This window comes from Shewanella sp. SW1, assembly GCF_025653545.1.
GTDB lineage: Bacteria > Pseudomonadota > Gammaproteobacteria > Enterobacterales > Shewanellaceae > Shewanella > Shewanella oncorhynchi.
Genome location: NZ_JAKKSG010000021.1, coordinates 1 through 12536, shown reverse-complemented (window position 1 = coordinate 12536; position 12536 = coordinate 1). Strand labels below are relative to the sequence as shown.

Genomic DNA, 12536 nt, shown 5'->3' with positions numbered 1-12536 from the left:
CTTTTTCTAATCCAAGACAGGTTAACTAGAATCAATACTCTAAGTGATTTTGTCCCAAAACGAGTTACTTACTATTCAGTCATGCTATCGCATTTTCTCTGCTGATTAAGAGTGAAACAATAAAGACTGATAGATATGTGACTATTTATGCATATTCTCTGCATAAGATGAGTTTGAGACAAGTTTGTCACGATAATGCGCAAAATACGTCGATTAAGCGCTATAACTCGCGAAAATTGCACTTTACTTCTATTAATTTGAATCTCTTTGTGTATTCATTACAAATTGAAAATCAGCTATATTGTTGCGATACAAACTTATTAGGGAAATACAATGTCTGAATTTTTAGAGATCTTAACTCATGCTCGTCGTTTAAAAGCTTCTGTTAAAGAGTTATCTGTTGCTGAACTAAAAGATGTGTACGAAAAGTTAGGCAAGATCGTTGTTGAAAGAGAAGAAGAAGCGAATGCTGAAGCTGAAGCAAATGCTGAGCGTATCGCTAAAATTGCAGAACTTCAGAAGATGATTGAGTCAGCTGGTTTATCACTTGATGATCTTGGCGGTGTTACTGCTAAAGTAAAAAGCACAAGAGCACCACGTCCAGCTAAATATTCAATCGTAGTTGAGGGCGAAACTGTCACTTGGACAGGGCAAGGTAGAATGCCAACTGTTTTCAAACAACAGATTGAAAATGGCCGTTCAATCGAAGACTTTTTAATCTAAATTCCTCGTCTCTAACAGAACAGACTGATGAAAGTCTGTTCTGCCCCAAAACGATTTTTAACGTAACTGATTGAACCGTTAAGTTTTTTCTAAGTTGACCTAATTTTAGTAATGACACTAAGTGTAGTATATCGCAGGTTCAGTTCAATTCTAGAGATATATAATGGGAAAGACAAAAGCTCATGATTTTGGAATAATTAAAGGCAATCCATTTGAGATAACCTTCAGGCAACATTTTTTGCCAAATGGCTTGATGAGGCATTTTTCAACTAAAGAAAACAAGATATACAGAGTAGTTAAACCCTTTGCACATGTTGAATTGATAAAATACGAAAGGAACGACGATTACGCAATTTCTCTCCGCGCATGGAACACCAGAATGGAAGAAATATTTACCGCGATAGAGACAAAGTTTTATGCAGTTCGTGAGAGTGTAGCTTCTGGAGTTGATCATTTATCAAAAGATGACTGTATTGCGATTTCAAATTTTCTAGCCTCTTGGAAAGTTCGTCCAAATTATCTCCGTAGCAGCAGAGAAGTTCACAAGATTTATGGTATCCCAGAACCTCAATTCCCTCCGGAAATTATCTCAGAGTGGATTGCAAAAACTGATCAGCGAGAGGCAGATATACCTCAATATATTCGAGAACATTTAGAGAAGAAAGGAGGCCGACTATCGGTGCCTGCCCTAGAAGATCATGAAGTTAATAGCCATAAAGTGTGGTGTGATTATGAATGTGTCAGCTTGGGGCTAAAGAACATACGCTGGATGGTTCACCGCTTATCTGATTTGGAAATAGCACTTCCAGATGAACCGCCCTTTCATTTTGTACTTATCAACCCAAGTACCGTCTTGCTGCCAGAAAAATTTCCGGTAGATATGACTTCCGCTGACGGTATATCAATGCTGAACTATGCAATTGTCACTGAGAGCAGATCAGCCTATTGGTGCCATGATATAAATCGGCTGATTAAACTCCCAGCTTAAATCAGGGGCTCTACACCGGAACCCTAGAAAATTCCGTCACTAAAGCTAATGACCATCTCCTCTGATTGCTAGGTTTGGAAAATGTGTATGCGTATTTTTCAGCATGGTGTATTTGATAAAAAGCTGATAAGTTCCTTTTATTACAAGTAATTAATTATGCGCGTTTTTACTGGTTTAATGAGGTAAACGCGCATGCGTACCAATCATACGTTATGTCCTATTAGGAGTAATCAAAATTGCAATTCATTCATAATGATTTAGGTCAAAGGAAAGCAGGTGAAATTGTTGAGGTTACTTTGACTAGTGGCGCTAACGTTCGCTTAATGAATAGTTCTGATTTCAGCAATTATAAAAATGGAAGACGGCACAGCTATATAGGTGGCTTAGCAAAAAAATCGCCATTGAGACTACAAATCCCAAATTCTGGTCACTGGCATGTTGCAATTGATATGCAAGGATTGAAAGGAAGTACTAAGGCATCTGTACAAATACTTCCAGGTGCACTACCTACGATTCAAGATCGACCTCTATCGGAAGTTCCAAGCTTAGTTCGTGACAATATTCCACCGCCAACAGAATCTGGTGAAGAAACTCATGACGTTTTTATTTCACACGCATCTGAAGATAAAGATGATTTTGTTCGCCCTCTAGCAGATGCTCTCATAGTTCAAGGGCTGAATGTGTGGTATGACGAAATGACACTTAGAATTGGGGATAGTCTGAGGCAAAAAATAGATAAAGGTCTAGCAAATAGTAAAGTAGGGCTTGTTGTTCTATCGCCTTCATTTATAAAGAAAGGCTGGACCAACTATGAGCTTGATGGAATTGTTACTAGAACAGTGTCAGGTGAGCAAGTCTTATTACCGATTTGGCACAACATAACAAAACAACAAGTAGTAGATTTTAGCCCATCGATTGCAGATAAAGTTGCTCGAAGTACGGCAACTCACACCATTGAGGAGATTGCTATAGAAATTGCAGAGCTTATTAAATCATAAACATAACAAATAAGGATAGGCCGCGCGTAGCCGCGACCTTATCCCAAGTGTTGAACAAGCCCGATGTTGATTGTTGACACTTTATTATGCAAATAGCTGATTGAGAATTTGAGGGTGCTAAGGTCGTACTTTGAAAGAGACTTTTTTGCAGACATGACCCGCCCTTAGCGAACGAGCTAATATTTTTATCACTTGTTCATCAAGCTGTTATCGAGTCCTCATTCAGTTTGGTTAACCCGTTATCCTTATACTTCTCGCCTTAGGCGGTGATATTAGCGCCTGTCGGTCGATGACGCATATGAACACCCATAAAATGCATAGCTTGATGGCAGCAAGGGCAATAGCGCACGGCTAAGGTACGTTTGACCTCAGGTAACATGGGGAACACTGCACCTGCGACAGCCAACATCAGTTGGATTTGTTGCCGTAGCTTTTTGGCATTGCCTCGCAGTAAGCCATAGTCTCGTACTCGCCGTAATCCTTTGGGTAACACATGTTGTAATATCAACCACAGAAATTCGACCGCGGGCAAGCTGCGTACTTGTTGGCAGCGAGTCTGACTGTCTTGATAGGTAAAGCTCACCTGATTATCGACATGACGACAAATACTGCTGTCGGGTAAAACGCCCCGATAAAGGTAGCGCGACAGATATTGCAGTGCAGGTTCGCCTTTACCCACGAACTGACAATCGACCACCCATTTCGAGTGGGATTGATGTGGCAGTTTAAGCTGAAGCGTGTCACTCAGATAAGCCAGTAAACGTGCTCGCCACACCTTGGCAAGATTAAAGGCGTTAAATAAGTAATGGGTTTGACACTTGCGCCATTGCCGCTTGCCTGAGTGGTAGCTCCCTGCTGGGATAATGAAGTGCAGATGTGGATGGTAGTCTCTGCGCCGACTGTGAGTATGCAGTACGCCGGTGAAGCCGATGTCACCACTGAGCTTAGGGGAGCGTGCGGCAAAGTCTTTGAGTACACTCGCTGCCACGGTAAACATGGCGTGATAGAACGGCTCGGGTTGCGACTTCGCTATGGCTCTTAATTCAAACGGCAAGGTAAAGGTCACCATAAAATAATTCACCGGTAATAACTTGGCTTGTTGTTTACTCAGCCAGTCACATGTTGTGCCATGTTGGCACTGTGGGCAACTGCGATGACCGCAAGAGAGCGGAAACTCAAGCTGTTGCTCGCAGGTTTGACAATCCCAGCAACTCACCCTCGCCGTGTTGCAACGACAGCTGAGCATGGCATGGATAGCAGCATGTATTTCTGGGGTGATTTGATGGGCATAACGCCGCCGAAAATCCGCCAGATGTTGGCGTAAAATATCGATAAACTGGCTCATAACCCACACTCCCACCTCAAAGCTAAGCCGTTGGTCAGTTGGTTAATCGCCTCACAGGTATTTTTACGGGTGATATCAGTGAGCCGCGTGTAACGGGCGGTGGTATTCAGGCTATGGTGGCCGAGCAGTGTTTGCACTGAGCGCAAATCGAGTCCTTGCTCCAGTAAATGGGTGGCATAACTGTGGCGTAGACTGTGCGGGCTGATGGCTTTATGAATGTTGCACTCTAAAATGACTTGCTTCATGGCTTTTTGAAGCCCGCCTCTGTCCATGAGTGAATCAGGTTGATTATCTTTACCCGGAAATAGCCAGTGAGGATGACGGTGGGTGCGCCAATAATAGCGTAAGGCTAACAAGGTGCGTTGAGGTAAAGGCACCAGTCTATCCTTGCCACCTTTAGCATCACGGATATGCACCTGCATGAGTCCTGCATCAATATCCCCGACCTGTAATGAAATCGCTTCACCAAGGCGCAATCCCATGCTGTACAGGGTTAAGAAACAGACCTGATAACGCAGCTGGCGCGTGAGGCTGATAACTATCGCGACCTCGCAGGGCGTGAGGATATCGGGCAGGTGTTTCACCTGTGGAGGCTTAACAATATTAAGCCACTGCCAAGATTTATTGAGGACGTGAAAGTAGAAAAACTGCAAGCCGTTGCGGTCGAGTTTGACGGTGCTCCATGAATGTGAGGCAATTAAGTCGGCAAAATAGCGCTTTAAATCATCGGAGGTCAGGGTATCGGGGCAGCAGTCAAAATATGCCGCAATACGGCGTATAGCTCGGCTATAGGCATCAATGGTTGCAGGCCGCTTGCCTTGCAAGGTTAAGTTGGTAAGATGTTGTTCATAAAGTAAATCAAAGCGTTGTTGTTCGTGAATGTCCATGATGATACTCCTAGGTTTGCGACCGAAGCAGGTCGCGTCTAGCAAGTATTTAGGATGAGGGGCAAAAGGATGGCTTTATCTTGTTCCTGCCGCAAAGCGGCTTCGTTCAACAAGTCAAGGCAGCAGAATGCCAGCAATGCTGGCGCCTCTGCTTGAGACGTTGGATATTTATGAAAATTGAAGAATTTGAAAGTTGGTCTACTTATTATCAGGTTCAACTTGATGGAGTTAGTTATGAACCCAATCCAAGGCGACGTGTTGCTATGGGATTGTTACATTTGAGTTTAGAGCACCATCAATCAATCTTAACTTTGGCTAAATATAACTTGCTTGGGTCATCTTTTGCTCTTCTCCGTTGCCAATTTGAAGCGATGCTTCGAGGCTTGTGGTTTCTGCGATGCGCTACTGATGCTGATATAGGAAAGTTTATCGATGGTGAGAACTTAGAATTAAAAGTTAACACATTGATAAGCGAAGTTGAGACCACAAAAGGCTATCAAAATGGAGAACTAAAGCGTTACAAAGAGGGAAAATGGAAAGCTATGAATGACTATACTCACGGTGGTTTTTTCCAAATTGCAACTCGTACTCAAGGTAATGAAGTCACCGGTCGTAACTTTTCGGAACACTCAATTTGGTTTTTAGCTGAATCCAGTAAGTTATCACTGCTATCCATACTAGATTTATGTATCATTATTGAACAGCCAGAATTATCACTCACTTTTTTTGAAAAGTACTTTAATATCATCGAAAAACAACCATAGCAAACCAGTGCAATTGACGCAGTTAACATTAGCGGTTGTATTTAAAATCATTCTAAAGCTTTGGTCATAACGGGATGCTCAATTGATTGGGGCGTTGAGGCTGTAGAATTTCTCCCGAAATGACATTTCAACTTTTTTCATAATTAAAGCTGGCTGGTTTTTTTTGAGCTTGTGGCATATCGATGCCTGTGGTCTAATAGATATTATTCACCTACAGTAAATTGTTATGGCCAACTACAAGCCTGACTTATTCTGCCAAAGTAAATTCATTTCCATCAATTTTTTGTGGAAACGTTTTTTAAAAGAGTTGTTATGAAAATTTTTATTGATACAAATATATTTTTTAATAATTGGATGCTTAGAGCGGCACATTTTCAGCTTCTTTCTAATTACGTACTTAATACTGACTGTATGTTGCTTGTTTCTGACGTTGTAATAAAAGAAACTGAGAATAAGTTTAGGGTCGAATTAGAAAAGACAAAAAAAGATCTGAATAATTTAGCAAGTAAAGTAGGACAGTTTACAGAATCGAATTTCACAATTGATATGAGCCAGCTTCCAATTGAGCCTTATGACTTTGGGGCTATTGTTCGTGGCTACTTTCCTAATTTTGAAACAATTTCATGCGAAAGTGTAAACAATGAAAAGTTAGTACAGAAAGCTATTCTTGCGAAAAGACCATTTAGAGAAAATGAAAAAGGTTATCGTGATGCAGTAATTTGGCATTCACTAATAAATTATGTATCCGAACATTCTGTATCAGATGACATAATTTTAATAACGAATAATTCGTCAGATTTCTTCGTCAAAAATGGCGAGAGTTTTTCACTACACCAAGACTTATCGGATGACTTGGCAGAGTTAAACTTGAGTAATAAGTTTAAAGTATATACGTCATTAAAGCAGTTTATCGGTGAGAATGTAAATGAAGATCTGCATGGCTTTGTACATGAAGATAGTAATGGTCTAGAAGAGAGATATGGCGAGGTAATTGAAGAAGAATTCGAGAACTTTGCTATTAGTTTTATGAATAATCTAGAAATTAGTCAAATAAGAGAAATTTTCTCAGTTTCAGGCTGGAAAACTGATTATCTGGATGTTATGAAATCTTCACGATTTGATGTTTGGGAAGGGATGGAAGATCCGTCAATTTACAGGTGTTTCAAAATAGAAGATGACAAGGTAGCGTTTGAATACTCTTTTAACCTAAGGCGTTGTACCTTGGAGTTCACATTGAACACTAGTGAATATATTATAAATAAGACTGGTATAAACGATGTGTTTATCAATGCTGAAGTTTATGAAGAAATTACGAACGTGTTCAGATATCCGAGGACATACTTCACAGGGAGTGGGGTAATTAATCTAACAACCGAAGAAGTTGAACAAATCGATATTGATGAAGTTTGGCTTAAATAAAGCTAATAAAGCATTTAAGAGCTATTCGCAACGCGTGGCATTTTTACTATGCGTTGCATTTAGTATTTAAGGTGGTATGCAGAAACTTGGGCATTGCGTTGCTCACACCTTAATGTGGTGTTAACCCATAGATATTTTAATCCGAACTCCACGAATTAGAGAAAAAACTTAGCTCACTTTTGTCCCAATCCGTGTTGGTGAATACCATCATTTTACGCAGGCTTTGGGCTAACGCACTTTTGCCCCAAAGTGAGAATGAGTGGAATTGAACCCAATTTCAAACCCTGCAAATTGACTTACTTTTCCTCATGCCTAAAACTCCAATTTTGTGGCCAAGTTTGATAATCTACTACAAGTTAGAGTCAAAGTTTGTTCATGTCCTATTTAGTAGCTTTTGTCATACCTCATCTAATGTGAGGTGCAAAATACAAGACCTGATCCCATCGCTTTTTTAGTTCTGTAATGATTAAAAGAAGTAATGCTTAGAGGTCTCTTTTTTAACAATGTAATTATTGTTCAGCTACTTACTCACATCTGGCGCATAAGGTTAGGTTAGTTGATAGTGGTTATAATTGACCGAAATTATTGCTAGTCATCCCACTCAAGAGCAGAAGCTAACTCTATTAAATTTTGATAATAGGTAATATCGACATCTTCGAGTTTGTACAGACTATGGTAGAAATCTAACCACGCATTTGAAGTATCTTCATCTTCATGTGAGTTCCTGTTAGCTGGATAAGTACATACCTTTTGAGCTAACTTCTCTTTAAGTGGTATGTTTGTCGAAAGGTGACGCCCTATCCCCCCATTGCCGGTATAACCGGATTCCACAGATTTTAAATATATGCTGAAAATATCTTTCATATAATGCGACAAATTAGCTTTATATACAGCATCAGGGTACTGAGTTAGGCTTTGATCAAGTAGAGAGTCGTAAGGCACATTAGAATCCACATTAAGCATGATATTTCTATTTTTAAAGTCATAGTTCTGAGTTAAATATCTATTTAGCTTAACCCTATTACCATCTGACCATTTGCTAAGTCCAAACTTATAAGAGATTACTGCTTCATACACATCTTCATTCTTTTCTCTAAGGCTCATAAGTGCTGTCAACATCAATAAGTCAACCTTACTACCGCTTTTCATATGGCCTAAAATAGCAATAATCCTGTCTGTTATCTGAATTATGGTTCTAGCTGGAAGACCAAAACATGAAATTACAGAATTGATATTACTTATATTATGCTCGTAGCTCTCACACTCAGGCCATACAACAATACGATTTTGTTTTATGTATTGTCCTGAAAGTTTTTCACAATCACAGTGGGCATAAATCAGACTATCTATAGTAGGCTGCTTTAGAGTAAACCTGCTATTAAAGAAACGACTTAAATATGTTCTAGCATCAAATCCTTCTCCGTAGATGGCTTTAACTGCATGCTGTAATTGCGCAGTATCTGTGGCGACGATAAAAACAACACCTGCAATATCAAATATATGCTTAATAACTTCCAGCATTTCTACCGCATAACTAGGTCTACAGCGGTCTAATTCATCAATAAATACAAATGCTGGATACTTTCTATTGTAATCATCTCTAGCCGTGTCCAATCCAACTACTGCTTCAACCCAGTTTTCTACATTAAGTTTAATGCTTTCAATCGCCTCAGATTTATCCTCATGTTGGCGAAGTAGTTCCTTAACCATTTGAGAAGCTGTTGCACTCATATCCACTTTGTTCGAACCAGCATCAGCAGTAGATTTTGGTGGTACGTCCTCAGTTTGACTATTCTCCCAAAGCTCAATAGGATCAAATCCGCCATACCTTTTTACAAAAGCCCCTACAATACTGGGTGCAGCAGCTTTCAATAGCCCCAATAGCTTTTTAGGGGCTTCAAATGTGTTCTCATCGACACCAGTTAATCTTGCTTGGCTTTTGAGTTGGCTAATCATTGAAGAAACAACTGTCATCAATGGATCTTCCGAATAGTCTTGCTTCCAAGCATCCAAATAAACAACAGGGTGATGTACCTTTAAGTCTTCAGATAGCCTACGAAGAAAGTACGTTTTTCCAGAACCCCATTCCGCATTAAGATTTAGTACATAGTTTTTCTTATCTCCAGATGCTTCTTCGAACCCTTGCTTTGAAAGAAAGTCTGCAATGAAATCTGCATACTCCTGACGCTGTAGTTTATCGGCTGGCAAGGATTCAAACTTACCATCGCCCAGCTCAATTTTCTTCGGCTCTGACCAATCAAGCTTAACTTCCGATGTCATACAAACCTCTATTCAATTCAAAAAGCAATTTCTATGACACAATACTACAAACTGCTTATTTGAGTTACAAAAAAACAATCACTTAATTATTGTTGCGAACCAAAGTATGTACTTGGCTGTCAAATTTTTTAAAGTCATAAGATAAAGTGGTCGGAGCGAATTAGATAAATTGAGATATATTTTCTCATCTAAGTGACTCGTGATAGAGGGGATACTCTAACGTGTTTTTGTCCAAAAGCTTTCTAGTTGTGAATCACTTTGAACTTTATGGTGTCACCATAAAACTCAAAGTGTCGAGAAAAGTGGTTGAACTATAATTCAGATGTTATGACTTAAAACGGTGAGTTAAAAGTTGAGACAACTTTTTCTCTAAAACCACCTAAAAGTTCAAATGATAATGATGTTGGTGTACCTAAAATATCCCGCGATAAAAGCTCTATAGAATACGATTGTGTCTGTGTATCGATTGACAGCCTGCCAGTATTGAGAATATTGCTGTTAGAAGGTGACATCGCTTTCACTGTCATATCAAGGGGTTCGGGTAACTCTTGTTTGAGCTTTATCTCAATTGGCTCGCTAAATATCACTGGGATATCAGGTATTTCTTCTGCTATACGACTGGCAAATTCTACAAGTTTTGGTTCAGCAAAGGTGTATAGCCAAGCTTGCTGATTAAGCGAAGCATTAGTGCGTAAAATACGACCTAAAACCTGTCTAAAGTAAAGCTCAGTTTTTACTCGACTAAGGTGGCAACAAACCTGTAGGCGAGGGATATCAGTCCCCTCACTTATCATACCTACACTCACGATCCAGTTAGTTGTGCTGTTTCTGAATTCATTTATCTTGGCAGATGGATCATCCTCTTTGTAGGTAACTATCTGAGCTGTTTCATTAAACTCTGTTTTGAGTGTGTTCAAGATATCCGCAGCGTGTGATACAGATGAAGCAACAATAAGTCCGGCGGCATTAGGGTTGGACTGTTTTATGGCTCTTAACTTGTTTGTTGCTAACGCTAAGATATGTTGAATCGCCTCATGATTCTCGATGATCGACTGATAAGGGATTGATGAGCTTTTCAATAACTCATCCAAAGAGCCATAAGTCTTTGTTTCGTTTTCTTCATCTGTAACTAAAATTTTGTCGTTATCAATTAGTACAATGTGAGGGCTGCGGCATACACCATCGGCAACTGCTTCCTTAAGGCCATAAACATAGTCACATTGAATTAGGTTATCTGGATCTGTGTATCGAGATAAAACAATCGGTGCTTGGTCCGAGCGCCAAGGCGTGCCCGTTAACGCTAGGGTGTACTGCGCTTGGGCCTGTATGTTGAGTAGGATTTCTTCCCCCCATACGTTTGCATCTTCAAGAGATCTACCTGCACAATGATGGATCTCATCAAAGACAACGAGAACTCTATTCCTTCTCAGTAATTGCCAGAAATCCTCTTTAAAAGCCAACATCCCCTGATAAGTATAAGAGCAACCAACTGAACCTATCACGCCATCAAATCGGCACTCCAGACGATTGGAAAATGTCTGTTTCATCCCTTGAGAGATATTCACTGATGGAGAGAAGCACAACACAAAATCGATTAGACCATCCTCAAATAGTCTCGCAGCAACTTCGGCGGCCATAATTGATTTGCCTGCACCAGGTGTTGCTAAGCAAAGGAAATGTCTGTGAGCACCATAAAAGTGCCTTAGAGCGCGTTTGACGCACTCAGATTGCCATTGTCTAAGTTGCATGGAGTTACTTTTGCTGATGGGTAATAGCTGATTTAATCGCTTTGATTTGACCTAGCAGTTTTGAGCTCGTTTCACGAGCCAACAAATACTGTGATTCGAGATGAGCTTTCATTTCAGGAAAGGATTGGTATAAGCGCATATACTCTTCCGACTCACCTATGCTCGTAAGTAAATCGATTTCTGACTGCTTGAGCCGCTCTTCTAATTGTTTAATAGTATTATGCTTTTCCCTATTTGTAGGTGTTACCTGTACGGCTTCGGATTTTTTTGCGCTTTGCAGGATGAAATTCGCTTGAAAAAAGTTCGTTGTCTTTTGATAAGTCGTTTCCTTCGACTGTGGGTCTACATTTTTATCTAAGAGCCCCTTTTTCACGAGTCTGTGGACCTGTTGATAAGTGAAATTGTAGGTTTTACTGACCGTTATACCGCTAGTCGAAGCAGCAAGATAAGCGTCGCGTAAACTCTTAATTTGAAAATTGTTGAAGCTCTCGTCCTGGAGAATGGTATGCAAAGTAGGGCATATTTTGATTGAGACTTTAGACATGACGTTCTCGCAAGAGGCTGTTTAGTGCTCCAACTAGGCATTAGAAGAGCATTGCTTTCAAAATGCGGATTATAATCCGTGGCATTATAAGCCGCAACTTTGGATAGTCTTTCTCTTTAACGAGATGAAAAATGAAAGACTTAGCAATCCAATTTGGGGCTAAATTACGAGAAGAACGTAAACGGCGAGGCATTTCCCAAGAAAAAATTGCGCTACTAACTGAGATAGACCGCAGTTATATGGGGCGAATAGAGCGTGGAGAGGTAAACATCACGCTCGAAAAGGCATATCAGTTGGCGGAAGCCTTGAGTTGTGACATAAGGGCACTCTTGCCATAGACACATCTAAATGATTCCTGCCAAGTGAGAATTGCCGCTTCAGCTCTGCTTGTAGTGATGTGATGGACGCCTCAGCACCTAAGCTTGCAGTATTATGCCAAGCTTGAAGCTGACAAATAGTTCTGGAGGTTTCCATCATGGATATTAAAGTTATTGGTATCGATTTAGCCAAAAATGTTTTTCAAGTTTGTGTTTGTCTTATGGATAACTCWGTCATGASTAACAAAAAGGTTAACAGAAACAAGCTGCTCGATAAAATTAGACAATTCCCCGAAGGTAGYCTTATTGCTATGGAGGCCTGTGGTACGGCGCATTACTGGGGAAGACAATTTCAAGCTCTTGGTTATCAAGTGCAATTGATCCCTGCTCAACATGTTAAGCCATTTGTTGCAAACCAAAAGAATGATGCCAACGATGCCCTCGCTATATGCGAAGCGGTTTTCAGACCTAATATCCACATGGTTCCAGTTAAAACTGTTGAGCAACAAGACATTAGACATTA

The 12536-nt window shown here is 40.2% G+C and carries 12 protein-coding genes; 7 read left to right on the top strand and 5 right to left on the bottom strand.

Features of this window, described 5'->3' with window-relative positions; genetic code table 11:
* Positions 1–333: 333 nt before the first annotated feature.
* From L5M71_RS17670 to L5M71_RS17660, 3 genes are all read left to right on the top strand, one after another.
* Entirely contained in the window at positions 334–723 is a 390-nt protein-coding gene (locus L5M71_RS17670) for an H-NS family nucleoid-associated regulatory protein (protein ID WP_263209163.1), read from the top strand.
* A 163-nt stretch (positions 724–886) separates the two neighbouring features.
* On the top strand, positions 887–1711 hold the full coding sequence (locus tag L5M71_RS17665) for a hypothetical protein (RefSeq protein ID WP_263209161.1): 825 nt from the start codon (positions 887–889) through the stop codon (positions 1709–1711).
* A gap of 236 nt (positions 1712–1947) precedes the next feature.
* The gene (locus L5M71_RS17660) at positions 1948–2709 is read left to right on the top strand and encodes a DUF1883 domain-containing protein (protein WP_263209159.1); all 762 of its coding nucleotides are present in this window, start codon (positions 1948–1950) and stop codon (positions 2707–2709) included.
* Positions 2710–2968: 259 nt separating this feature from the next.
* Here the strand turns inward: L5M71_RS17660 and L5M71_RS17655 are convergent, their stop codons facing one another.
* A complete protein-coding gene (locus tag L5M71_RS17655) occupies positions 2969–4054 on the bottom strand; it encodes an IS91 family transposase (RefSeq protein ID WP_263209157.1) in 1086 nt (361 codons plus the stop codon).
* Positions 4051–4941, bottom strand: coding sequence for a tyrosine-type recombinase/integrase (locus L5M71_RS17650; RefSeq protein WP_263209155.1), 891 nt, complete (start codon positions 4939–4941; stop codon positions 4051–4053). Before L5M71_RS17650 ends, L5M71_RS17655 begins: the two co-directional genes overlap by 4 nt.
* Positions 4942–5111: 170 nt before the next feature.
* On the opposite strand from L5M71_RS17650, the gene L5M71_RS17645 reads away from it, so the two are divergent.
* Both L5M71_RS17645 and L5M71_RS17640 read left to right on the top strand, forming a co-directional pair.
* Entirely contained in the window at positions 5112–5705 is a 594-nt protein-coding gene (locus tag L5M71_RS17645) for a DUF6988 family protein (protein WP_263209152.1), read from the top strand.
* Positions 5706–6017: 312 nt separating this feature from the next.
* Positions 6018–7124, top strand: a complete 1107-nt coding sequence (locus L5M71_RS17640) for a PIN domain-containing protein (protein ID WP_263203812.1) — start codon at positions 6018–6020, stop codon at positions 7122–7124.
* 588 nt (positions 7125–7712) lie between these two features.
* On the opposite strand, the gene L5M71_RS17630 is transcribed toward L5M71_RS17640, so the two are convergent.
* The 3 genes from L5M71_RS17630 to L5M71_RS17620 all read right to left on the bottom strand — a co-directional run bounded on the left by L5M71_RS17630 (position 7713) and on the right by L5M71_RS17620 (position 11696).
* Positions 7713–9404, bottom strand: coding sequence for a KAP family NTPase (locus tag L5M71_RS17630; RefSeq protein ID WP_263203811.1), 1692 nt, complete (start codon positions 9402–9404; stop codon positions 7713–7715).
* 332 nt (positions 9405–9736) lie between these two features.
* On the bottom strand, positions 9737–11152 hold the full coding sequence (locus L5M71_RS17625; protein ID WP_263209150.1) for a DEAD/DEAH box helicase: 1416 nt from the start codon (positions 11150–11152) through the stop codon (positions 9737–9739).
* A 4-nt stretch (positions 11153–11156) separates the two neighbouring features.
* Positions 11157–11696: a response regulator gene (locus L5M71_RS17620; RefSeq protein WP_263203809.1), complete on the bottom strand. Its 540-nt coding sequence runs from the start codon at positions 11694–11696 to the stop codon at positions 11157–11159.
* Between the two features lie 131 nt (positions 11697–11827).
* Between L5M71_RS17620 and L5M71_RS17615 the strand changes: the two genes are divergently transcribed.
* Both L5M71_RS17615 and L5M71_RS17610 read left to right on the top strand, forming a co-directional pair.
* Positions 11828–12034 carry a helix-turn-helix domain-containing protein gene (locus L5M71_RS17615; RefSeq protein ID WP_219233616.1) on the top strand — a complete coding sequence of 69 codons (207 nt, stop codon included), beginning with the start codon at positions 11828–11830 and terminating at the stop codon, positions 12032–12034.
* A 137-nt stretch (positions 12035–12171) separates the two neighbouring features.
* Positions 12172–12536 (top strand): IS110 family transposase (locus tag L5M71_RS17610; RefSeq protein ID WP_263220674.1); only part of this gene is annotated, 365 nt, incomplete at its 3' end.

Excerpts from the sequence above, each read along its gene's own strand:
- L5M71_RS17670 (WP_263209163.1), top strand. The coding sequence starts at position 334 with ATGTCTGAATTTTTAGAGATCTTAACTCATGCTCGTCGTTTAAAAGCT.
- L5M71_RS17620 (WP_263203809.1), bottom strand. The coding sequence starts at position 11,696 with ATGTCTAAAGTCTCAATCAAAATATGCCCTACTTTGCATACCATTCTC.
- L5M71_RS17640 (WP_263203812.1), top strand. The coding sequence starts at position 6,018 with ATGAAAATTTTTATTGATACAAATATATTTTTTAATAATTGGATGCTT.
- L5M71_RS17655 (WP_263209157.1), bottom strand. The coding sequence starts at position 4,054 with ATGAGCCAGTTTATCGATATTTTACGCCAACATCTGGCGGATTTTCGG.
- L5M71_RS17650 (WP_263209155.1), bottom strand. The coding sequence starts at position 4,941 with ATGGACATTCACGAACAACAACGCTTTGATTTACTTTATGAACAACAT.
- L5M71_RS17615 (WP_219233616.1), top strand. The coding sequence starts at position 11,828 with ATGAAAGACTTAGCAATCCAATTTGGGGCTAAATTACGAGAAGAACGT.
- L5M71_RS17665 (WP_263209161.1), top strand. The coding sequence starts at position 887 with ATGGGAAAGACAAAAGCTCATGATTTTGGAATAATTAAAGGCAATCCA.
- L5M71_RS17645 (WP_263209152.1), top strand. The coding sequence starts at position 5,112 with ATGAAAATTGAAGAATTTGAAAGTTGGTCTACTTATTATCAGGTTCAA.
- L5M71_RS17630 (WP_263203811.1), bottom strand. The coding sequence starts at position 9,404 with ATGACATCGGAAGTTAAGCTTGATTGGTCAGAGCCGAAGAAAATTGAG.
- L5M71_RS17625 (WP_263209150.1), bottom strand. The coding sequence starts at position 11,152 with ATGCAACTTAGACAATGGCAATCTGAGTGCGTCAAACGCGCTCTAAGG.